The 21,688-nt window shown below is 67.9% G+C and carries 27 protein-coding genes; 14 read left to right on the forward strand and 13 right to left on the reverse strand.

What is annotated here, in order from left to right:
- The first annotated feature begins 7 nt into the window (after window positions 1-7).
- Window positions 8-994, forward strand: a complete 987-nt coding sequence (araD1, locus tag ASG37_RS09450) for an AraD1 family protein (protein WP_055758898.1) — start codon at window positions 8-10, stop codon at window positions 992-994.
- Window positions 995-1,106: 112 nt separating this feature from the next.
- Here the strand turns inward: araD1 and ASG37_RS09455 are convergent, their stop codons facing one another.
- Window positions 1,107-1,565, reverse strand: coding sequence for an NUDIX domain-containing protein (locus ASG37_RS09455; protein WP_055758901.1), 459 nt, complete (start codon window positions 1,563-1,565; stop codon window positions 1,107-1,109).
- A 104-nt stretch (window positions 1,566-1,669) separates the two neighbouring features.
- On the opposite strand from ASG37_RS09455, the gene ASG37_RS09460 reads away from it, so the two are divergent.
- Together ASG37_RS09460 and ASG37_RS09465 are read left to right on the forward strand one after the other, a co-directional pair.
- Window positions 1,670-2,059, forward strand: a complete 390-nt coding sequence (locus ASG37_RS09460; protein WP_055758905.1) for an HIRAN domain-containing protein — start codon at window positions 1,670-1,672, stop codon at window positions 2,057-2,059.
- Between the two features lie 41 nt (window positions 2,060-2,100).
- Window positions 2,101-2,868 (forward strand): SDR family oxidoreductase, encoded by a 768-nt coding sequence (locus ASG37_RS09465; protein ID WP_055758908.1) that lies wholly within the window; start codon window positions 2,101-2,103, stop codon window positions 2,866-2,868.
- A 63-nt stretch (window positions 2,869-2,931) separates the two neighbouring features.
- Here ASG37_RS09465 and ASG37_RS09470 read toward each other — a convergent pair whose 3' ends face one another.
- Window positions 2,932-3,219 (reverse strand): 4a-hydroxytetrahydrobiopterin dehydratase, encoded by a 288-nt coding sequence (locus ASG37_RS09470; RefSeq protein ID WP_082448209.1) that lies wholly within the window; start codon window positions 3,217-3,219, stop codon window positions 2,932-2,934.
- A 47-nt stretch (window positions 3,220-3,266) separates the two neighbouring features.
- Between ASG37_RS09470 and ASG37_RS09475 the strand changes: the two genes are divergently transcribed.
- Genes ASG37_RS09475 through ASG37_RS09485 form a run of 3 tightly spaced genes read left to right on the forward strand, consistent with a single transcriptional unit; the run spans window position 3,267 to window position 4,857 of the window.
- Window positions 3,267-3,662: a metallopeptidase family protein gene (locus ASG37_RS09475; RefSeq protein WP_055758914.1), complete on the forward strand. Its 396-nt coding sequence runs from the start codon at window positions 3,267-3,269 to the stop codon at window positions 3,660-3,662.
- Window positions 3,659-4,225 (forward strand): heme ABC exporter ATP-binding protein CcmA, encoded by a 567-nt coding sequence (gene ccmA, locus ASG37_RS09480; protein ID WP_055758918.1) that lies wholly within the window; start codon window positions 3,659-3,661, stop codon window positions 4,223-4,225. Before ASG37_RS09475 ends, ccmA begins: the two co-directional genes overlap by 4 nt.
- Window positions 4,222-4,857: a heme exporter protein CcmB gene (locus ASG37_RS09485; protein ID WP_055758920.1), complete on the forward strand. Its 636-nt coding sequence runs from the start codon at window positions 4,222-4,224 to the stop codon at window positions 4,855-4,857. The genes ccmA and ASG37_RS09485 overlap by 4 nt, the downstream gene beginning before the upstream one ends.
- 129 nt (window positions 4,858-4,986) lie before the next feature.
- Here the strand turns inward: ASG37_RS09485 and ASG37_RS09490 are convergent, their stop codons facing one another.
- The 10 genes from ASG37_RS09490 to coxB all read right to left on the reverse strand — a co-directional run bounded on the left by ASG37_RS09490 (window position 4,987) and on the right by coxB (window position 14,144).
- Complete coding sequence (locus ASG37_RS09490; protein WP_055758923.1) at window positions 4,987-5,856, reverse strand: class I SAM-dependent methyltransferase; 870 nt, start codon at window positions 5,854-5,856, stop codon at window positions 4,987-4,989.
- Window positions 5,856-7,250: a threonine synthase gene (thrC, locus tag ASG37_RS09495; RefSeq protein WP_055758926.1), complete on the reverse strand. Its 1,395-nt coding sequence runs from the start codon at window positions 7,248-7,250 to the stop codon at window positions 5,856-5,858. The genes ASG37_RS09490 and thrC overlap by 1 nt, the downstream gene beginning before the upstream one ends.
- A gap of 11 nt (window positions 7,251-7,261) precedes the next feature.
- Window positions 7,262-7,873 (reverse strand): SURF1 family protein, encoded by a 612-nt coding sequence (locus ASG37_RS09500; RefSeq protein WP_055758929.1) that lies wholly within the window; start codon window positions 7,871-7,873, stop codon window positions 7,262-7,264.
- Window positions 7,870-8,232 (reverse strand): DUF983 domain-containing protein, encoded by a 363-nt coding sequence (locus ASG37_RS09505; RefSeq protein WP_055758932.1) that lies wholly within the window; start codon window positions 8,230-8,232, stop codon window positions 7,870-7,872. Before ASG37_RS09505 ends, ASG37_RS09500 begins: the two co-directional genes overlap by 4 nt.
- A gap of 5 nt (window positions 8,233-8,237) precedes the next feature.
- The gene (locus ASG37_RS09510) at window positions 8,238-9,152 is read right to left on the reverse strand and encodes a cytochrome c oxidase subunit 3 (protein ID WP_055760412.1); all 915 of its coding nucleotides are present in this window, start codon (window positions 9,150-9,152) and stop codon (window positions 8,238-8,240) included.
- A 52-nt stretch (window positions 9,153-9,204) separates the two neighbouring features.
- Window positions 9,205-9,738, reverse strand: coding sequence for a cytochrome c oxidase assembly protein (locus tag ASG37_RS09515; RefSeq protein ID WP_055758935.1), 534 nt, complete (start codon window positions 9,736-9,738; stop codon window positions 9,205-9,207).
- Window positions 9,735-9,866: a hypothetical protein gene (locus tag ASG37_RS18135; RefSeq protein WP_268795721.1), complete on the reverse strand. Its 132-nt coding sequence runs from the start codon at window positions 9,864-9,866 to the stop codon at window positions 9,735-9,737. Before ASG37_RS18135 ends, ASG37_RS09515 begins: the two co-directional genes overlap by 4 nt.
- Window positions 9,866-10,762 (reverse strand): heme o synthase, encoded by an 897-nt coding sequence (locus tag ASG37_RS09520; RefSeq protein WP_055758938.1) that lies wholly within the window; start codon window positions 10,760-10,762, stop codon window positions 9,866-9,868. The genes ASG37_RS18135 and ASG37_RS09520 overlap by 1 nt, the downstream gene beginning before the upstream one ends.
- 549 nt (window positions 10,763-11,311) lie before the next feature.
- On the reverse strand, window positions 11,312-12,961 hold the full coding sequence (gene ctaD, locus ASG37_RS09525; RefSeq protein ID WP_055758941.1) for a cytochrome c oxidase subunit I: 1,650 nt from the start codon (window positions 12,959-12,961) through the stop codon (window positions 11,312-11,314).
- Between the two features lies 1 nt (window position 12,962).
- The gene (coxB, locus tag ASG37_RS09530) at window positions 12,963-14,144 is read right to left on the reverse strand and encodes a cytochrome c oxidase subunit II (protein ID WP_235525172.1); all 1,182 of its coding nucleotides are present in this window, start codon (window positions 14,142-14,144) and stop codon (window positions 12,963-12,965) included.
- A gap of 212 nt (window positions 14,145-14,356) precedes the next feature.
- Between coxB and pyrE the strand changes: the two genes are divergently transcribed.
- The 8 genes from pyrE to ASG37_RS09570 are packed head-to-tail and all read left to right on the forward strand — an operon-like array spanning window position 14,357 to window position 20,374.
- A complete protein-coding gene (gene pyrE, locus ASG37_RS09535; RefSeq protein WP_055758947.1) occupies window positions 14,357-14,938 on the forward strand; it encodes an orotate phosphoribosyltransferase in 582 nt (193 codons plus the stop codon).
- A complete protein-coding gene (locus ASG37_RS09540) occupies window positions 14,935-15,663 on the forward strand; it encodes a pyridoxine 5'-phosphate synthase (RefSeq protein WP_055758949.1) in 729 nt (242 codons plus the stop codon). The genes pyrE and ASG37_RS09540 overlap by 4 nt, the downstream gene beginning before the upstream one ends.
- 25 nt (window positions 15,664-15,688) lie before the next feature.
- The gene (acpS, locus tag ASG37_RS09545; RefSeq protein ID WP_055758952.1) at window positions 15,689-16,090 is read left to right on the forward strand and encodes a holo-ACP synthase; all 402 of its coding nucleotides are present in this window, start codon (window positions 15,689-15,691) and stop codon (window positions 16,088-16,090) included.
- Window positions 16,091-16,101: 11 nt separating this feature from the next.
- Entirely contained in the window at window positions 16,102-17,055 is a 954-nt protein-coding gene (lepB, locus tag ASG37_RS09550; protein WP_055758955.1) for a signal peptidase I, read from the forward strand.
- A complete protein-coding gene (gene maiA, locus ASG37_RS09555) occupies window positions 17,052-17,690 on the forward strand; it encodes a maleylacetoacetate isomerase (protein WP_055758958.1) in 639 nt (212 codons plus the stop codon). Before lepB ends, maiA begins: the two co-directional genes overlap by 4 nt.
- A gap of 42 nt (window positions 17,691-17,732) precedes the next feature.
- Complete coding sequence (locus ASG37_RS09560; RefSeq protein ID WP_055758962.1) at window positions 17,733-18,653, forward strand: hypothetical protein; 921 nt, start codon at window positions 17,733-17,735, stop codon at window positions 18,651-18,653.
- Complete coding sequence (locus tag ASG37_RS09565; RefSeq protein WP_156349103.1) at window positions 18,650-19,165, forward strand: DUF2141 domain-containing protein; 516 nt, start codon at window positions 18,650-18,652, stop codon at window positions 19,163-19,165. Before ASG37_RS09560 ends, ASG37_RS09565 begins: the two co-directional genes overlap by 4 nt.
- Before the next feature lie 12 nt (window positions 19,166-19,177).
- Window positions 19,178-20,374, forward strand: a complete 1,197-nt coding sequence (locus tag ASG37_RS09570) for a glycosyltransferase (protein ID WP_055758963.1) — start codon at window positions 19,178-19,180, stop codon at window positions 20,372-20,374.
- Between the two features lie 166 nt (window positions 20,375-20,540).
- On the opposite strand, the gene ASG37_RS09575 is transcribed toward ASG37_RS09570, so the two are convergent.
- Window positions 20,541-21,677 (reverse strand): sensor domain-containing diguanylate cyclase, encoded by a 1,137-nt coding sequence (locus ASG37_RS09575; protein WP_156349104.1) that lies wholly within the window; start codon window positions 21,675-21,677, stop codon window positions 20,541-20,543.
- Window positions 21,678-21,688: the final 11 nt, after the last annotated feature.

The following is a 21,688-nucleotide window of genomic DNA, read 5'->3' on the forward strand; positions in this document are numbered from 1 at the left end:
CCTTCCGATGACCCTCCGCCTGTTGCAGCGCGTGGCCCCCGCGCGCGCCGTCATCGCCGCGACCGACAGCGGCGCGCATATCGTTCCCGGCGTTGCCAGCGTCCGCGACCTCGCCTTGCGCGCGATCGAGGCGGGCCAGTCGATCGCCGACACCATCGCCGCGCTGGGGCAGGGCGAAGCGGTCGACCTGACCGCCTTGTTCGAAGCCGGCCAGATCGGATCGCCGATCGATCACGCGGACCCGGCGCATGTCGTGATGACCGGCACCGGCCTCACCCACCTCGGCTCCGCCGAGGGGCGCGACAAGATGCACCGCGCGGCGGCCGAAGCGGCGACCCAGACCGATTCGATGCGGATGTTCCTCGAAGGGGTCGAGGGCGGCAAGCCGGCCGAGGGTCAGACTGGCCAGCAGCCCGAATGGTTCTACAAGGGCGACGGCAGCCAGATGGTGGCGCCGGGCGGCGACTTCACCATGCCTGCCTTCGCACAGGACGGCGGCGAGGAGCCCGAACTCGCCGGCATCTACCTGATCGGTCCCGACGGCACGCCGCACCGCATCGGCCTGACCCTTGCCAACGAATTTTCGGACCATGTGACCGAACGCCACAACTATCTGTGGCTCGCGCACAGCAAGCTGCGTCAGGCGTCGCTCGGCCCCGAACTGCTGGTCGGCACCCCGCCCGAACACGTCGAGGGCACCAGCCGCATCGTGCGGAATGGCGAGACGATCTGGGAAAAGCCGTTCCTGTCGGGCGAGGCGAACATGTCGCACAGCCTGTCGAACCTCGAACACCATCACTTCAAATATGCGCTGTTCCGCCGGCCGGGCGACATCCATGTCCATTTCTTTGGCACGGCGACGCTGTCGTTCTCGGACGGGATCGCGACGCAGGAAGGCGACGTGTTCGAAATCGCGGCGGCCCCGTTCATCCTGCCGCTGCGCAACACGCTGACGCGGGCGGAAGCGCAGGACGTCAGCGTCCGCCAGCTCTGACCCTCCCGTCATCCCGGCGCAGGCCGGGATCCATGGATACAAGCCGGCGCGCTTCCATCGATGACGCCCGTATCCATGGATTCCGGCCTTCGCCGGAATGACGTCCTGTAGGTCAGCCCCCCAGCAACGGCACGATCCGGTCGAGCAACGGCAACTGGCTCTTGAGCATCATCGTCCGCGCCTCGGCGACCGGCATCCAGCGCGCGGCGTCGACTTCGGGAAAGGCGCGGCGCCGGCCGCTGCGCGGTGGCCATTCGATCTCGAACGTCATGCTGGTGATCCGCTGCGTGTCGACATCCTGTTCGGCGGCGAACGCCGACACCGACTTGCCGCCCGACTGTTTGACCACGCCCAGCGGCGCGAGCGGCCCGGCGACCGTCACCCCCAGTTCCTCGGCCACCTCGCGCCGTGCCGCATCCTCGACCGCCTCGTCGGGTTCGACATGGCCCTTGGGGATCTGCCACGCGCCGGCCTGCCGCCGCGCCCAGAACGGACCGCCGGGATGCACCAGCAGCACCGCCGGCTGCGGCTTGCGGCGATAGAGCAGAATTCCGGCACTGTGTTGCGGCATGGATCGACGGTCCCTGTTCGGGCAATCGTCTGCGTCGCCCTTGTTGCCCAACAGACGCCGCGCGCCCATTTGCGTTCCATGCCGCAGCGACGGGAGCAGATAGTTTGCGTGAACTGAGTCTGTACGTCGTCGGCGCGGACCATCCGAACCGCACGGGCAAGGGCAATCGCCGGTTCGAGATATTGCTGTGCCGGCCCGGCGAACCGGTGCTGCTGGTGCTCGAACCGCGCAACCCGGTCGATCCCGACGCGGTGATGGTGATGAGCGCGCGCGGCGTGCAGATCGGCTACCTCACCGCCGAGCGTGCGCCATGGATCGCCGGCATGTTGCGCGGCGGGCGCGAGGTGCGGGCGATCTTCCAGCAGGCGACCCGGCCGGGGGCCGCGATCCGCGTCGCGTTCAATGGCGCCACGCCGACGCTGCCCCCGGCGACCGCCCCCACCACCGATCCCGCACCCGATTTCTGGCCCGACGAGATACCGCCCGACGACTGACGATCTTGTCGCCCGCCGCCGCCGGGCGCACAGTGCCGCGCATGGCGCGATCGATCTTCATCACCGGCGGGGCATCGGGCATCGGCCGCGCCACCGCGCAGTTGTTCGCCGCGCGCGGCTGGCGAATCGGCCTTGCCGATATTGATGCGGCGACGCTGACGCGCACCGCCGGGGACCTGCCCGCCGACACGGCGACCTTCGCCTTCGACGTGACGCAGGCGGTAGAATGGGACGCGGCACTCGCCGCTTTTGCCGCCGATGGCGCGATCGATGTCGTGTTCAACAACGCCGGCATTGCCGCCGGCGGCGTGTTCGCCGACATGGCCGTAACCGCGATCGAGCGGACGGTGGCGGTGAACCTGACCGGCGTGTTGCTCGGCGCGCATGCCGCGCACCCGTATCTGAAAGCGAGCGGCGGCTGCCTGCTCAATACCGCCTCGGCCGCCGGCATCTATGGCACCGCCGGGGCGGCGGTCTATTCGGCGACCAAGTTCGCCGTGCGTGGCCTCACCGAAGCGCTCGACGGCGAATGGGCCGCCGACGGCATCGCCGTGCGCGCGCTGATGCCCGGCTTCATCGACACGCCGCTGCTCGACGGCACGCTCACCGGCACCAACCGCACGATCCGCGAGCGCGTGCGCGAGCAGGGGCTGGAGTTCACCCCGCTGGAAACCGTGGCGCAAGCGGCATGGGACGCCGTTCATGGCGGCCCCGTGCTGGTGCCGGTCGGGCCGACCGCACGGCGGATGCGTTTCGCCGCGCGGTGGTTCCCGAACGCGCTGCGCAAACAGATGCGCGCGCGGCGTTAGGCTGATCCAGCCACTGGATCAGCGCGGTACCGCCATCCGCGCGAGCGGATCGAACACCGCGCCCTATTCGACCAGCGCGTCAATCGCCTGCGCCATGTCGATATCGCGCTCCGACAGGCCGCCCGCGTCGTGGGTGGTCAGCAAGATGTCGACGCGGTTATAGATGTTCGACCATTCGGGATGGTGGTCGGCCTTCTCCGCCAGCAGCGCGACCTGCGCCATGAACGCGAACGCCTGGCTGAAATTGTCGAAGGTAAAGCTGCGGACGATCGCGTCGCGCGCCGCATCGTGATCCCAATCGGGCAATCCGTCCAGCGCATCGGCGCGTTCGGCCTGGCTCAGCGGCTCCATGATCCCTCCCTTGTGTCCTCGACCCGGAGCGGCCTATTGCTTGAACCATGGCCGATCAAGCGCGAAGAGCCCCCACCGCCGGGGAGATGGAAGCGTTGGCGCGCGAGGCGCTGGCGCGTATCCCCGAACCCTTCGCCGGGCATCTCGCCAACGCCGTCCTGTTCGTCGAGGAATTCGCCGACGACGCGACCCTCGCCGAAATGGACATGGACCCCTATGAGCTGACCGGCCTGTATCGCGGCCGGCCGATGGGCGAGAAATCGGCGTTCGACGCGATCGACTATCCCGAACAGATCCACCTCTATCGCCAGCCGCTGCTCGCCGAATGGTGCGAGACCGGCGTCGACCTCCACGACCTGATCCGCCACGTCATCGTGCATGAGGTCGGCCATCATTTCGGCCTGTCCGACGACGACATGCACGCGCTGGAGGACGGCGATTGACCCTGCTCGCCTTCGCGGGCGTTACGGCAAGGCGCGGGGGGCGGATGTTGTTCGCCGATCGATCGTTCATGCTGGGGGCGGGCGACGCGCTGCTGGTGCAGGGGCCGAACGGCGTCGGCAAGTCGACGCTGGTACGGATCGCCGCCGGCCTGCTCGCGCCTGTCGCCGGAACGGTGACACGCGGCGGCACGACCGCTTTGCTGACCGAAGGCACCGCGCTCGACGCCGAACAACCGCTGGCGGCGGCGCTCGGCTTCTGGGCGGCGCTCGCCGGCACGCGCGATCGGGTGGCCCACGCAATGGCGACGATGGCGATCGACACGCTCGGCGACGTGCCGGTGCGGATGCTGTCGACCGGGCAGAAACGCCGCGCCGCCATCGCCCGCGTCATCGCCGCCGCCGCACCGCTGTGGCTGCTCGACGAGCCGGCCAACGGCCTCGACGCCGCCTCGCTCGACCGACTGGAAGCAGCGATCGCCACCCACCGCGCGGGCGGCGGTGCAGTGCTGGTCGCCAGCCATGTGGCCGTAGCGCTGCCTGATGCCGAAGTGCTGGCGCTGTGATCGCGCTTACGTTGCGCGAAGTGCGCCGCGCGTGGAGCGGCGGCGGGCTGTTGCTCCCGGTCGCGTTCTTCCTGCTCGTCGCCACGCTGTTTCCCTTCGCGGTCGGGCCGGATGCGGCGCTGCTCGCGCGGATCGGCGGGGGGATCGCGTGGGCGGCGGCGCTGCTCGCCGCGCTGCTGCCGATCGAGCGGCTGATCGCGCCCGACCTCGACAGCGGTGTCGTCGACCAACTGGTCGCGCGCGGGTGGAGCGATACCGCCATCGCGCTCGCCAAGACGATCGGCCACTGGCTCGGCTTCGCGCCCGCCATGCTGCTCGCCGCCGGCCTGTCCGCTGCGTTGCTTGGGCTGGACGGGCGGACGCTGTTGCTGGTGGAGGCCGGATTGCTGATCGGCACGCCGGGCCTTGCCGCGTTGGCGGTGGCGACGGCGGCGCTGGTCGCGGGCCTGCGCGGCGGCGGCGCGGTCGCCGGGCTGGTGATGCTCCCGCTCGCGCTGCCGCTCGTCATCTTCGGCGCGGGCGCGGTCCAAGGCGGGGCAGGGGCGCTGAAACTGCTCGGCGCGACCAGTCTGCTACTGTGCGTCGGCGGCCCGATCGTGGCCGGGGCGGCGCTCAGGATCGGGCGGAGTTAGGGGCTGGTCGATCCATTTCGAAGCAAGCGTCATCCCAGCGAAGGCTGGGATTTCCCGGTGACAGCGCGCGCCAGGAGCCGCTTGAGGCCCCAGCCTTCGCTGGGGCGACGTTTCCATGCGGATCGATCTTTACGGTCGGCTCCACCGCGCAAAGATCGCGGTCGGTAGCACCAGCCCGCGCGTCTCCTCGCGCACGCCCAGTTCGCCGCATTCCACCGTACCGTCCAGATCGCCCAGCGCCTGCCGCAGCAGTTCGCCGATCGCCAGCGCCGACATCCGCACCGCATAGACCGTCAGGAACAGGAAGCGTGATTCGCTGTCAAGCAACTGGTGGCATTCGGCGATGAGGCCAGGGAGATGCTCCTCCAGCTTCCACACCTCGCCGTTGGGGCCGCGGCCCCATTTCGGCGGATCGAGGATGATCCCGTCGTAGCGCCGCCCGCGCCGCACCTCGCGCGCGACGAACTTGCCGGCATCCTCGACCAGCCAGCGCACCGGCTTGTCGCTCATATCCGACAAGGCGGCATTGCCGCGCGCCTGCTCGACCGATTTCTTCGACGCATCGACATGGACGACCCGCGCGCCGGCCGCCGCCAATGCCAGCGACCCGACGCCGGTATAGCCGAACAGGTTGAGGCATTCGGGATCGGTCGCCCCTTCGATCCGCCCGCGCATCCAGTCCCACACCGGGGCCATGTCGGGGAAGAAGCCCAGATGGCGGAACGGCGTGTTGCTCGCCGAGAACCGCACCTCGCGCCACGTCAACGGCCAGTCGCGCGGGGGCTGTTTGAAGAACTGCCAGCGCCCGCCGCCGTCCTCGTCCGATCCAGGGACGAACTCGCCATGCGCGTCCCACTCGGGCAGCGCCGGGGCCCACATCGCCTGCGGTTCGGGACGGATGAAGCGATAGGGGCCATAGCGTTCGAGCTTGCGGCCATGGCCGCAATCGATCAGCCCGTAATCGCCCCATGGCTCGCCGATGAGTGCGATCGGGTCCATCAGCTACGCGGCGTCGCGCGCTCGGCGATCCACGCCGTCACCGCCTCGAACGTCGCGGGCAGGGTGACATAGCGTTCCTCGCGCTCGAACAGGTCGCCGACCCGGCCGGGCAGCGTCGCGCGGCTGCCGATCGCGCGTTCGACCGCGTCGGGGAATTTGGCCGGGTGCGCCGTCGCCAGCGTCACCATCGGCGCATCGATGCCGGCATCCTGCGCGGCGGCAAAGGCGATGGCTGTATGCGGATCAAGGATCTCGGCGGCGTTGTCATAGGCCCAGCGCATCGCCTGTGCCATGCGATCGCCATCGACCCGCGCGCTCTGGAACAGCGTCGCCGCGCCCTGGCTTTGCGCATTGGTCAGCCGCATCGCGCGCGCGCCCTCGAACCCGCGCATCTGTTCGCCCAGCGCCCGCCCGTCGCGCCCGCCCAGATCGTGGAGCAGCCGCTCGAAGTTCGAGCTGACCTGGATGTCCATCGACGGGGTGGCGGTTGGCGTCACCTGCGCGCTCGAATAATCGCCGCTGGTCAGCGCGCGGTGGAGGATGTCGTTGACGTTGGTCGCGACGATCAGCTTCGCGATCGGCAACCCCATCTGCGCCGCGACGTATCCGGCGAACACATCGCCGAAATTGCCGGTCGGCACCGAAAAGGCGATCGCCTTGTCCGGCCCGCCCAGCCGCACGGCGGCATGGAAATAATAGACGACCTGCGCCATCAACCGCGCCCAGTTGATCGAATTGACCGCTGACAGCCGGAACCGCCCCGAAAAGCCGGGGTCGTTGAACATCGCCTTGACCAGCGCCTGCGCGGTGTCGAAGTCACCCTCGATCGCGATGTTGTGGACGTTGGGCGACAGCACCGTCGTCATCTGCCGCCGCTGCACGTCGGACACGCGGCCCGCCGGGTGCAGCATGAAGATGTCGATGTTCTCGCGCCCCGCCACCGCATCGATCGCCGCCGAGCCGGTGTCGCCGCTGGTCGCGCCGACGATCGTCAGCCGCTGCGACGTGCCGGTCAGGAACTTCTCGAACAACAGCCCCAGCAATTGCAGCGCCACGTCCTTGAACGCCAGCGTGGGGCCATGGAACAGCTCGAGCAACCACTGGTCATGGTCCAGTTGCACCAGCGGGGTGACGGCGGCGTGGCTGAAGCGGCCATAGGCCTGTTCGCAAAGCGCGCGCAGCTCGGCTTCGCTCAGCGAATCTCCGACGAACGGCAGCATCACCCGCACCGCCGTCTCGGCGTAGCTGAGGCCGGCCATCGCCGTAATTTCGTCGTACGTCAGCACCGGCCACTCCGCCGGCACATACAGGCCGCCGTCGCTGGCCAATCCGGCGAGCGTCGCGCCCGCGAAATCGAGTTCGGGCGCATCGCCCCTGGTGCTGACATACCGCATGGGGTGGGCGGTTAGCGGCTGCGGCGGCGAAGTGCCAGCAAGTATATGATGACCGCGGCCAAGGCGAAGGCGAACCACTGGATCGCATAGGCCAGATGATGGTCGGGCAGGTTCGCCGGATCGGGCCGCCGGCTGGGGGACAGGCCGGGGGCGGCGGTGTCCGATACGATCAGCGGTTCGGCCGGAGCCGCCCGCCCGATCATCCGGTCGAAGAGGGTAGGGCCGCCCGGCATCTGGCTGAGCGTGCCGGTGATCGCCCCGCCGCGCCAGTCCGGCCGGACCTTCGGATCGGCCGCGACCCCCATGTCGAGCCGGAAGCGCTGGCCTCCAGGGCTGCGACAGGTGACGATGTGGCGATAGCCGGGCTGGTCGTCGACGCTGCGTCCCGCCGCCATCGTCCAGTCGCCCGGCGTCGCGCAGGTCGCGGTGACGCGGGCGAACAGCGATTCGTCGGTGATCCGCGCCGGAAGCGCCATCGGTGGACGATCGAGATTGGCGGTGGCGCGCGCGATCAGCGCTTCCTTCTCCCCGCGCCGCTGCACCTGCCACAGTCCCAGCGCGATCATCGCTGCGACCGCCAGCAGCACGACGATCGTCGGCAGGATCGGGATACGCCGCCTCATCGCCCGCCCCGGCCTTCGCGCGCGTCGCGGCTGTATTCGAGCGCGAGCAAGACCCCTTTGGCGACGCGCAGCGATCCGACGACGCCACCGATCGTCAGCGGCATCCACAGCAGCGCATGGACCCACCACGGCGGGGCGACCGCCAGCTCCAGCCAGATCGCCGCCACGGTGACGATCGTCCCGATGCCGAGCGTCAGGAACGCCGCCGGTCCGTCACCGACGTTGAACGCGGCGAAATCCAGCCCGCACGCGCTACAACGCGGCGCGAAGGCGAGCAGTCCGGCGAACAACGTCGCCTTGCCGCAGCGCGGACACAGGCCGCGAACCCCGCAGGCGACGGGGGTCGCAGGCCCGGTCATGCCGCTCAACCGCCGTGGATCGGCGCGCCCCAGCCGCCCCAGACATAGATGACGACGAACAGGAACAGCCACACCACGTCGACGAAATGCCAATACCATGCCGCCGCCTCGAAGCCGAAATGCTGCTTCGGGGTGAAGTCGCCCTGATACGCCCGCAGCAGGTTCACCGCGAGGAAGATGGTGCCGACCAGAACGTGAAAGCCGTGGAACCCGGTCGCCATGTAGAAGGCGGCGCCATAGTTCAGCCCTTTGAACGGCATCGGCGCATGGATGTACTCATACGCCTGAATGCACGAGAACAGCGCGCCAAGCAGGACGGTGATCCACAGCCCCTTCTTGACGCCGTCGTTCTCGCCGACGCCGATCATGCCCCACACGCCCTTCAACGCGCCACCGCGCTGGTTGTGGATCAGCGCATGATGCGCCCACGTCACCGTCGTGCCCGACAACAGCAGGATGAAGGTGTTGAGCAGCGGCAGTTCGAAGGCGTTGAGCACTTCCAGCCCCGCCGGCGGCCATTGCGCCGCGACCGCCGTGCTGCCCGCCTCGATCAGCGAGACGCCCTCTTCATGGTTGTACTGGACGGCGGCGGGGAACAGCGAAAAGTCGAACCACGACCAGAACCAGCCGACGAAGAACATCACTTCGGAGGCGATGAACAGGATCATGCCGTAGCGCAGGTGCAACTGCACCACCGGCGTATGGTCGCCCGCCTTCGCTTCGCGGATCACGTCGACCCACCAGAACGCCATGCACGACAGCGTCGCGATCAGCCCTGCGCCGAACACCAGCCCGCCGAGCGGCGCTTCGTTCATCCACATGATGCCGCCAGCGGCCAGGATGAACGCCGCCATCGAACTGGCTAACGGCCAGATGCTGGGCGGCAGAATGTGGAAATCGTGGTTCTTCGCGCCTGCCATCATCCGTCCCTTGTTCCGCCGCCCCTGTCGCCGGGCGTATTTGGCGGTGATCCTAACCGCTCGTCTTGCCTGAATCCACCGGGTAAAATGTGTAACTGAGCGTGATGGCGCGAATGTCCTTCGCATCGGGGTCGGCCAGCATCTTGGGGTCGACGAAGAACACCACCGGCATCCGCACCTTTTCGCCCGGTTGCAGCGTCTGCTGGGTGAAGCAGAAACACTGGATCTTGGTAAAATATTTGCCCGCCTGCGCCGGCGTCACGTTGAAGGTCGCGGTGCCGGTGACGGGTCGGCCCGACACGTTCTTCGCGGTGAAGAACGCCATGTCGCGCGCGCCGATGTCGACCGTTTCCGATGCGCGCTCGGGCTTGAACTCCCACCCCAGCGCGGGGTTGATGTTGGCGTCGAAATGCACCGCGATCCGGTCGCCGACCGCGCCGGGTGCCTGCTCCCCGCGCTGCGTCGTGCCGTTGAACCCGGTCGCCTGACAGAACATGCGATACAGCGGTACGCTGGCGAACCCGACCCCGGTCATCCCGACCACGGCGGCGGCGGCGAACAACGCGGTGCGCAGGTTGCGGGTCATGTGCCCATTCCGGCCTGGATCTTCACGATGGTGATCGCGAACAGCAGCACGACAAGGCCGCCGAGGATCCACGCCATTACCTTGGCCCGTTCGCGCTGCCGTGCGCGGATACGATCGTCGTCCTGCATCAGAATGCCCACCGGTCGGCGACCAGCGCGCCGAACATCGCGAAGAGATAGAGGATCGAGAAACCGAACAGCCGCTTCTCGGGCTTCATCGTGTCGGGCGTGCCGGTGGTCCGCGTCGCCACCTGCGCCGCCATCACCGCGAAGACCGCGGTCAGCACCAGCGACACCAGCCCGTAGAACATGCCCGTCAGCCCCAGCGGCCACGGCGCCACCGCCACCGCCGCCATCGGGATGGTATAAAGGCCGATCTGCACCCGCGTCATCCGCTCGCCCGCCACCACCGGCAGCATCGGCACGCCGGCATTGGCGTAATCGGTCTTCACGAACAGCGCGAGCGCCCAGAAATGCGGTGGGGTCCACAGGAACACCAGCGCGAACAGTAGCAGGGGGAGCAGCGCCACCTGTCCGGTCGCCGCCGCCCAGCCGATCAGCGGCGGAAACGCGCCCGCCGCCCCGCCGATGACGATGTTCTGCGGCGTGCGGCGCTTGAGCCACACCGTATAGACCAGCACGTAGAACAGGATCGATACCGCCAGGATCGCGGCGGAGGGCCAGTTCACCGCCAGCCCCATCAGCGCGACCGAAAAGACGGAGAGGCCGACGCCGAAGTGCAGCGCCGACTGCCGGTCCATCCGTCCGGCGGGCAGCGGCCGCCCCTGCGTCCGCTTCATCAGCGCGTCAATGTCGGCCTCGTACCACTGGTTGAGCGCCCCCGCCGCGCCCGCGCCCAGCGCGATGCACAGCACGGCGGTGAAGCCGATCACCGGATGGATCAGCACCGGCGCGGCCAGCATGCCGCACAGTCCGGTAAAGACGACCAGCGTCATCACCCTGGGCTTGGTCAGCGCCAGGAAGTCGCGCCAGTCGGCGGGCAGGAGGATCGTCTGCGCGGTCATCCCTATCCTATAGAGCGTTGCCGGCGCGGGGGAAAGCGCCGTGCATCACCCTCGTCCTTCCGGCACAGGCCGGAATCCATGGAAAGGGTAACGGCAGCGATGAAGTCGCCAACATCTGACACAAGGGATTCCGGGGGCGATCGACATTCAGTCGCGTGTTGTCACCCCGGAACGAGTCCGGGGTGACGAAGGGGCGACTGTATCGGCCGAAAATAACCAAGACTGGCTGGAACTGCTGGGACCGATCGAAATTCGGCCAGATGGCGGCTCAGGCGCCTCCCCTCCCTGACAAGGGAGGGGCTGGGGGTGGGTCGGCCCGAGAAGAAACGTAAGCGCTCCACAATTGGCCAACCCACCCCCAACCCCTCCCTGTCAGGGAGGGGAGAAGATCAGGACGGCATTTCGTTGAATGTCGCGTCCGACCTGAATGTCGATCGACCCCGGCTTTTGTAGGAAGGACGATCAGGGGACGGTTTCGTCACGCCGATACGCAAAACGCCCCGGGATCGCTCCCGGGGCGCTTCGTGTCGCCGATTTTGCCGGAAAGGCTCAGTCCACCTTGGGCAGCGTCTCAAACTGGTGGAACGGCGGTGGCGAGGACAGTGTCCATTCCAGCGTCGTCGCGCCATCGCCCCACGGATTGCCCGCCGCCTTGCGACCGGCCGCCAGCGAGATCACGATGTTGACGAAGAAGAACACCATGCCAATTGCCATGATGACATAGCCCATCGAGGCGATGTGGTTGTAGTAGGCATAGGCGTCCGGATAGTCCGGGTAGCGCCGCGGCATGCCCTGCGCACCGAGGAAGTGCATCGGGAAGAACATCACGTTCACGCCGATGAAGAACACCCAGAAGTGCAGCTTGCCGAGCAGTTCGTTGTACATCTTTCCCGACATCTTCGGGAACCAGTAGTAGAAGCCGGCGAACAGCGCGAACACCGCGCCCAGCGACAGCACGTAATGGAAGTGTGCGACGACATAATAGGTGTCGTGCAGCACGTCGTCGACGCCGCCGTTGGCCAGCACCACGCCGGTCACGCCGCCGACCGTGAACATGAAGATGAACCCGATTGCCCACAGCATCGGCGTGGGGAAGCGCAAGGAACCACCCCACATCGTCGCGATCCACGAGAAGATCTTGATGCCAGTCGGCACCGCGATAATCATCGTGGCGGCGGTGAAATACATCTTGGTGTTCACGCTCAGGCCGGTGGTGAACATGTGGTGCGCCCACACGACGAAGCCGACCGCGCCGATCGCGACCATGGCATAGGCCATGCCGAGATAGCCGAACACCGGCTTCTTGCTGAACGTCGCGACGATGTGGCTGACGATGCCGAAGCCCGGCAGGATCATGATATAGACTTCGGGGTGGCCGAAGAACCAGAACAGATGCTGGTACAGGATCGGATCGCCGCCGCCCGCCGGATCGAAGAAGGTCGTGCCGAACTTGCGATCGGTCAGCAGCATCGTGATCGCCGCCGCGAGGACGGGGAGCGACAGCAGCAGCAGGAACGCCGTCACCAGCACCGACCACACGAACAGCGGCATCTTATGCAGCGTCATGCCCGGCGCGCGCATGTTGAAGATGGTGGTGATGAAGTTGATCGCGCCAAGGATCGACGAGGCGCCCGCGAGATGGAGCGACAGGATCGCCATGTCGACGCTGGGTCCGGGCTCGCCATAGGTCGACAGCGGGGCATAGACCGTCCAGCCGGTGCCTGCCCCGTCGCCGAACATCGTGCTGCCCAGCAGCAGCGCGAAGGCGGGGATGATGAGCCAGAACGAGATGTTGTTCATCCGCGGGAACGCCATGTCCGGCGCGCCGATCATGATCGGCACGAACCAGTTGCCGAACCCGCCGATCATCGCCGGCATCACCATGAAGAACACCATGATGAGCCCGTGCGCGGTGATGAGCACATTCCAGAAATGGAGCGCCTGATCGCCTTCGTGGCCTGACAGCCACGGCAGCCACTGGATACCCGGCTCGGCGAGTTCGAGGCGCATCAGCCCCGAGATCGCCCCGCCGATGATGCCTGCCACGATCGCGAAGATCAGGTAGAGCGTGCCGATGTCCTTGTGGTTCGTCGACATGAACCACCGGGCGAAGAAGCCCGGTTTATGGTCGGCATCGTGATGGTGCGCATGATCGTCGTGCGCGAACGCATGGTGGCCGGGAAGGGCGGTATCGGTCATCTTACTGGTCCACGTTGCCGACGCCGCCGCCGTTGCCGGTGGCGCGCTGGGTGGAGGGAGAGGCGGCCTCGGTCGCGTTGACGACCGGCACGTCCGCCGCATTGCTGGCGTTCGAGGTCGCATCGGCGGTATCGGCGCCCGGCTGCGGGATCACCGCGCTGGTCGGCGCGGCGGCCTGCGCGGCGCTCGGCAGCGTGCCGCCCTTGGCGCGGATCCACTGGTCGAACTGCGCCTGCGACACCGCTTCGACCGCGATCGGCATATAGGCGTGGCGCGCACCGCACAGCTCGCTGCACTGGCCGAAATACAGGCCAGGCTTCTCGATGGTGAAGCTGGTTTCGTTCAGCCGGCCGGGCACCGCGTCGAGCTTCACCCAGAACGCCGGCATCGCCCAGCTATGGATCACGTCGCTGGCGGTGGTGATGAGCCGGATCGGGCGGTTGACGGGCAGCACGATCCGGTTGTCGACCGCGAGCAGACGCGGGCCGTCCGCGGCCGTGCGGAACCGCTGGCCCGGACCCACGTCCTGCTTTTCCTTCAGCATGTTGGCCGTGACCGACACGCCGCCGTAGTCGGGATATTCGTAGGACCAGAACCACTGGTTGCCGATCGCCTTCAGCGTCACCGCATTGTCGGGCGCCGGCTTGAACTGGCGCGCGAGCAGCCCGATCGAGGGCACCGCGATCGCCGCGAGGATCAGCACCGGCGCGGCGGTCCAGATGACCTCGATCACGGTGTTGTGCGACGTCTTGGACGGGACCGGGTTCGCCTTCTCGCGGAACCGGAACGCGACATACCCGAGCAGGAACAGCACCAGCAGCGAGATGGCGACGATCACCGGCATCAGGATGTTGTTGTGAAACGCCTTGGCCTCGCGACCGGTCGGCGTGAACTGTTCCTGCAGGTCGATCTTGCGGTCGACCGGCTGGCCGACCCCCGGAACCGCGACCATGCGCGGCGACCCGTCGTCGTTCTTCATCGGATCGGCGACGGCCGCCGGGGCAGGCGCGTCGGCGGTCGCCGCCGGTGCCGCCTGCGCGGTCGGATTGGCCGCGGCCGATCCGGGTGGCGGCGCGCCCGCCTGTGGCGCGGTCGCGGTCGCGCCGCTGCCCGGCGTCACCGCCGCCGGTTGCTGGGCATGGGCACCGCCCGCCAGCGCGGCGGCCGCCGCCAAGATCAACATCCTCGTCCCAAAGCTTCGCATCGTGTCGTGTCACCCCGTTGTGTGGCACGCGGCACGCTTCTTGATCGGCATGGTCGCGTGCGGCGGGCGTTTGGAATCCCTACGCCACAGGGCTATACGCGGCATGTCGTCCGGCCTCAAGCGATGGTTGCAGAGCATGTGCCGCCGGGCGTAGAGGCGCGGCGACTGGCAGACACGGGACGAAGGCAGCCATGAACGACGACGCGATCCTCGACGAATTCCGCGCGGCGCAGGCGCTGCTCGAAGGGCATTTCATCCTGTCGTCGGGGCTGCGCTCCTCGCGCTACCTGCAATGCGCCCGCGTGCTGATGGACCCGAAGCGTGCCGCGCGGCTGACCGACGAACTGGTCCGCCGCCTGCCCACCGACGTGCGCGAGTCGATCGATGTCGTGATCGCGCCGGCGATGGGCGGGGTGATCGTCGGGCACGAGATGGGCCGGTCGCTCGGCACGCCTGCGATGTTTCTGGAGCGGCCGACCGGCACCTTTGAACTCCGCCGCGGCTTCGCGATCGATCCCGGCACCCGCGTGCTGATGATGGAGGATGTCGTGACGACCGGCCTGTCGTCGCGCGAGGCGATCGCCGCGATCCGCGCGGCGGGCGGCGAGGTCGTCGCCGCCGCGTCGCTGGTCGACCGCTCGAACGGATCGGCCGATCTCGGCGTGCCGTTCTTCCCGCTCATCCGCCTCGACGTGCCGAGCTATCATCCCGACGCGCTCCCCGCCGATCTCGCCGCGATTCCCGCGATCAAGCCCGGCAGTCGCGCGGCATGACCGGACCTTTGCGCCTCGGCGTCAACATCGATCATGTCGCGACCGTGCGCAATGCGCGCGGCTCGGGTTATCCCGATCCGGTGCGTGCCGCGCTGGCCGCTGCCAACCACGGTGCCGACGGCATCACTGCGCATCTGCGCGAGGATCGCCGCCACATCACCGACGATGACATCGCCCGGCTGTCGAGCGAACTCACCGTCCCACTTAACCTCGAAATGGCCGCGACGGACGAGATGCTCGGCATCGCGCTGCGCCACCGTCCCCACGCCGCCTGCATCGTCCCCGAAAAGCGCGAGGAGCGCACCACCGAAGGCGGCCTCGACGCCGCCGGGCAGCACGACCTGCTGGCGCCGATGGTGCGCGATTTGGGCGCGGCGAGTATCCGCGTGTCGCTGTTCATCGAACCCGATGCGCAGCAGATCGCCGCCGCCATCGCGCTCGGCGCGCCGGTGATCGAACTGCACACCGGCCGCTATGCCGAACTGTCGGGCGAGGCGCAGGCCGCCGAACTGCGCCGCATCGCCGATGCCGCAGCACTGGCCGCCAAGAACGGGATCGAGGTCCACGCCGGCCATGGCCTGACCTTCGACAACGTCGTGCCGATCGCCGCCATTCCGCAGTTGCGCGAACTCAACATCGGCCATTTTCTGATCGGCGAGGCGATTTTCGACGGCCTGGGGCTGGTGGTGCGGCGGATGAAGGGGTTGATGGAGGACGCGCGATGAGGGCCGGGGCAGGGAGGCGCGGCGCATGATCGTCGGCCTCGGCTCCGACCTTTGCAACATCGACCGGATCCAGGCGTCGCTCGACCGGTTCGGCGACCGTTTCGTCCAGCGGGTCTTTACCGACATCGAACAGGCAAAGGCCGCGCGCCGCCCGTTCACCCGCGCCGGCACGTTCGCCAAACGCTTCGCCGCCAAAGAAGCCTTTTCCAAGGCGGTCGGCACCGGTTTTGCACAGGGCGTGTTCATGCGCGACATCAGCGTGGTCAACGCCGCGTCGGGCGCACCGACACTGGCGCTCACCGGTGGTGCTAAAGCACGACTTGACGCGATGATCCCTGCGGGCCACGTCGCGCGGGTACATCTGACGATGACCGACGATCATCCCTGGGCGCAGGCGTTCGTCATCATCGAAGCCATCCCCCAGTAGAAGGACGTTCGATGGCCGACCCCATGGCGCTGGACAGCGGAGCCGATCGTCCCGTTACCGTCCCGCCCACCGCTGCACCCGCCGCCATCCCGTCCAAACGACTGGACTGGAAGGGCGAACTGCGCGGACTGTTCTGGCTGCTGCTGGTGGTGCTGGGCTTCCACAGCTTCGTCGCCAAGCCGTTCTACATCCCGTCGGAATCGATGCTGCCGGGGCTGCGCGTCGGCGACCGGCTGGTCGTCAGCAAATATGCCTATGGCTGGTCCTATGTCTCGCCGACGATCCCCAATCCGGTGGCGATGGTCCGCGACGTGCTCCTCCACGAACCGCAGGCGACGTGGAGCGTGCAGTTGCCCGCATGGCACGGCCGCCTCTGGGGATCGCTGCCGACGCGCGGTGACGTGGTGATCGTGAAGCCGCCGGGCAGCAACACCGACCTCATCAAGCGCGTCATCGGCCTGCCGGGCGACCGGATCGAGGTGGCGGGCGGCGTCGTCTACATCAACGACATCGCGATTCCCCGGAAAGCAATGGGCGACGCGATGATCCCGGTCGACGCCAACACCCGCTGCGATCCCGCGCAATATCCCGGCGCGCTGGTGCGGACCGACAAGGGCGAATTCTGCCGCCTGCCGCTGTACCGCGAGACGCTGTCGAACGGGCGGCAGTACGACACGATCGACTATCGCTATTCGCAAGGCGACAATTATCCCGCGACCGTCATCCCGGCGAACCATGTGTTCCTGATGGGCGACAACCGCGACAACAGCGCCGACAGCCGCTTTCCCGAATCCGAAAACGGGTTGGGCGGGCCGGTGCCGTGGGAGAATATCGGCGGGCGCGCCGAATTCCTCACCTTCTCGCTCGACGGGTCGACCAGCCTCGATCCGCGGACGTGGTTCTCCTCGTTCCGCCCGGGCCGCGCCGGCACCTCGCTGGTGCCCGCCACGGGCAAGGCGGAGTGAGCGGCACCACGCTCCACGATTATTTCCGCTCGTCGGCGGGATACCGCGTCCGCATCGCGCTGAATCTGAAGAACGTGGCATATGAGCGGGTCGAGGTGTCGCTGCTGAACGGCGAACAGCGCTCGCCCGGCTATCTGGCGCGCAACCCCCAGGGGCTGGTGCCCGCGCTCGACATCGGCGGGGGCACGGTGCTGACCCAGTCGCTGGCGATCCTCGACTGGCTCGACCATGCCCATCCCGAACCGCGCCTGTTCCCCACCGATCCGATCGCGCGGGCGCGGGCGATGGCGCAGGCGCTGGTGATCGTCGCCGACACCCACCCGATCGACAATCTGCGCGTCCTTCGCCGGCTGGAGACGCAGTTCGGCGCGGACGCCGCCGCCAAGGCCGACTGGTATCGCCACTGGATCGCGCAAGGGTTCGACGCGCTGGAGGTGCAGGCCCCGGCCGATGGCCTGTTCGGCGGCGACACCCCGAACGTCGTCGACTGCTGCCTCGTGCCGCAATGCTACAACGCCCGGCGATTCGACCTCGACGTCGCGCGCTGGCCGCGCCTTGCCGCCATCGACGCGCGCGTCGCCGGACTGCCGGCGATCGCCGCCGCCCACCCGGACGCGGTGGCGTCGCGCGCTTGATGCTATGCAGTCGTGAACAGGCAGGATAGGTCAACGGGCGCGATGGCGCTCGATCCTTCCCCCCCGCCGGCCGGCCCGGAACCCGATCTGGCCGGGCTGGTCCCGCTCGAACGCATCCGTCGGCGCTGGCCGCGCATGCTCGGCGCGCTGCTGTCGGGGTTGATGATCCTCGGGCTGGCGTGGGAATTGTTCGACCATGGCTGGGCCGGGGTCGAACTCGCCGCGCCCGATTCGCCGTGGTTCTACCTGTTCTTCGCCGCCGCCTATCTTTCACCGCCGCTGTTCGATTTCATCATCTTCCGCCGCTTGTGGAAGCTGCCGTTCGACGGCTTCGGCGCGCTGGTGCGCAAGCGGATCGCGAACGACGTCGTCATCGGTTATTCGGGCGATGTGTTCTTCTATGCGTGGGCGCGTGCCCGGTTGAAGATGGTGACGGCCCCGTTCGGCGCGGTGAAGGACGTGACGATCCTGTCGGGCATCGCCGGCAATATCGTGACCGTCGCGATGCTGCTCCTTGCGCTGCCGTTCGCGTTCGAGCTGTTCACGGCCGCGCAACTGCGCATGCTGGCATGGTCGGCGGGGGTGGCGATCGGCATTTCGGGCTTGCTGCTGCTGTTTTCTAACCGGGTGTTCTCGCTGCCCGCGCGGGTGCTCGGCTGGATCTTCGGCGTGCATTGCGCGCGCCTCGTGCTCGGCTCGCTCGCCTTTGGCATCGCCAGCTATTTCGCGATGCCGGGGGTGTCGATCAAATGGTGGTTGTTTCTGGCGGCCGGGCGGCTGGTGGTCGCCCGCCTGCCACTGTTGCCGAACAAGGACCTTCTTTTCGCCAACTTCGCGATTATTTTCATAGGCCATGGCGAAGCCCTCTCCGATCTCGTCGCGTTCGTCGCGACGCTCACCCTTGCCACCCATGTGGTATTGATGGCGGCATTCGGGCTTCCGGCACTGGCGAGGAAAGAATGATGCGATTGCCCCTGATGGCGGCGGGCTTGGCGCTGGCCGTCGTGTCGCCTGCCGCCGCCCAGTCGATCGGCAGCGATGCCGCCGCGTGTAACGGTGGCCAGGGCCCGGCGATCCGGGTGAACGTCACCGGCCTGAAAGACCGTACCGGACGGTTGAAGCTCGAACTCTATCCGGCGAACGAGGCGGATTTTCTGAAGGACGACCGCGACCTGCGCGCCGAGGGCAAGTTCTTTCGCCGCGTGTGGGGCGACATGCCGGCATCGGGCGCGGTGCAGCTCTGCATCAAGGCACCGTCACCCGGCCGTTACGCGCTGCTGTTCACCCATGACCGCGACGGTCGCAACAAGTTCAATTTCATGCGCGACGGTGCCGGCTTCGTCGGATCGGGCAAGCTCGGCCGCGCCCGGCCGAAACTGGCGCAGGCGATCGTCACCGTGTCCGCAGGCGTCGTGACGGTGAACGTCCGCGCGCAATATCTGCGCGGCCTCGGCGGCTTCGCGCCGCTCGACTGATCGATCCCGGACATGCGCGTCGTCGACGTCAACGAATTCTATTCGCCGACCGGCGGCGGGGTTCGCACCTATATCGATCACAAGATGACGATCATGGCCGAACTCGGCCACGAACTGATCGTCATCGCGCCGGCCAAGGCCAATTCAGTCGAGGAACGCCCCGGCGGCGGCCGCATTCACTGGGTCAAGGCGCCGACGCTGGTGCTCGATCCCAACTACGGCATCTTCTTGCGCGGGCATGCGATCCACGCGCTGCTCGACGAACTGCACCCCGACGTGGTCGAGGCGTCGAGCCCGTGGCGTCCGGCCACCATCGTCGCCGACTGGCCGGGCGATGCGGTAAAAGTCTATTTCGCGCACAACGACAATGTCGGCGCCTATCCCTTGCGCTGGTTCGAGAAGTTGGCCAGCCGCGAGCGGATCGAGGACGCCTTCATGTGGTGGACGCGCTACATGGCCAAATATCTGGCGAAGATGGACGCCTTCGTCACCAACGGCCCTGCGCTCGAAAAACGCCACGCCGCGCGCGGCCTGACGGTCCATGCCTCGATGCCGCTCGGCATCCAGCGTGGCTTCTTCTCGCCCGAACATCGTGACGAAGCGCTGCGCGCCTCGCTGCTCGACCAGCTCGGCCTGCCCGAACACGGCCATCTCCTGCTCGGCCTTGGCCGGCATCATGCCGAGAAGCGCTGGCCGATGATCTTCGACGCGGTCGAGATGGCGGGCGATCACATGCCCGTCGGCATGATCCAGATCGGCAGCGGCGTGCATACCCGCCGCCTCGAACACCGGCTGAAGGACAGCCCGCATATCCAGCTCTTCCGCCCGGTGTACGACCGCGTCCGCCTCGCGCGGATCATGGCGAGCTGCGACGCGCTGATCCATGGATCGGACGCCGAACCCTTCGGCCTCGTCGCGCTGGAGGGGCTGGCGTCGGGCCTGCCGCTGATCGTGCCCGACGAGGGTGGCTGTGCCGAGATCGCCGAGCCGGCGTTCGCCGAAACCTATGCCGCGCGCGATCCGCGATCGGCGGCGGACGCGATCGCGCGGATGTTCGCGCGCGATTATCCGACGGTAAAGGCCGCCGCCGATGCCGCCGCCGCCCGCGTCCGCACCGACCGCGACCATGCGATCGACCTGATGCGCTATTACGAGGGGCTGGTCGCGGACAAGGCGCGGCGCTTCCCGAAATGGTTCGCGCGCCCCTGACGACCGCGGGTCAGAGCCTGTCCGAAAATTCGCGGTAAAGCGAATTTCAAGGCGGTACCGGCCCGCTCCCCCTCCCGTCCACCCACAGCGTATCCTGAATGGGTGGTCGGGAGGGTGAGCGGGCCGGCACCGCAAAATGCGTTTCGACGCATTTTCGGACATCCTGTCAGGCGGCGAAGGGCACGCCCGACCGCCGCGCCTGTTTCGCCGCATACAGCGCGTCGTCGGCCGCCTGCATCGCGCCCTGCAACGTCGCCGATCCGGCGGGGCAGTGGGCGATGCCGATGCTCGCCGACCATGGCGGCACGTTTGCCGGACCATGCGGCGCGGTGCCCAGGTGGCGGCGCAGCGTGGCGGCCAGCACTTCGTCGTCGGGCATGAACAGGATCAGGAACTCGTCACCGCCCAGCCGGACCACCTCGGCGGCATGGGCATCGGCCCAGTGCCGCAGATGCGCGGCGAAATCGACCAGCAACCGGTCGCCCGCCGCATGGCCGCACCGGTCGTTGACCCCCTTGAACCCGTCGAGGTCGATCATCGCCACGCCGGCCCCCGCCGCCGCCCGCGCCGCTTCGCCATCGCCCAGCCAGCGACGGTTGTAGAGGCCGGTCAGCCCGTCGCGCCACGCCGCCTCGCGCAGCCGCTCCATCGCCACCATGCCCGGCATCGCCAGCAGCACCAGGTCGATCGCGACCATCAGCACCGGCTGCGTCATGCGCAGATAGGACGCTATCGCGTCGTTGCCCTCGCGCCCGATATAGACCGAGGCGAGGACCGTCGCATAGCTCGGCAGATGCGCCAGCAGCGCCACCCCGACCGCGCGCGACCATCCACCGACGCGCCGCGCCACGGTGCCCGCGAACAGCGACGCGCCGCATCCTCCCAGCACGACCGTCAGCATCGTGCCGCCGACCATGCGCTGCAACGGCGATCCGCCGGGGGTCGTGCCACCCGACGACAGGAACGCGGCCGCCAGATACCCGGTCGGCGGCAACGCCAGCAGGACGACGATCCACCACCGCCACGCCGGCATGCCGGCAAAGGCGCGCATGCCCACCAGCGTCAGCACCGTCGCCCCGCCGAGCAGGCCGAACAGGACGCCGCCGATCGTCGGCACGATCGGCTTCGCCAATTCGCTCAGCCCGACGACGCCGACGATGTAACAGATGCCGCTCGCCGCCCAATATCCCCAGTAACGCTCGGCCGGCTGGCGCAGGCGCAAGGCGAGGAACGTCGCGGTGAAACACAGGCTGACGACGACCGCGCACAGGCTCAGCGTGGTTTCATCGGGCACCCGGAACACCGGCACGGTCC

This window comes from Sphingomonas sp. Leaf407, from assembly GCF_001425385.1.
Taxonomy (GTDB): domain Bacteria; phylum Pseudomonadota; class Alphaproteobacteria; order Sphingomonadales; family Sphingomonadaceae; genus Sphingomonas.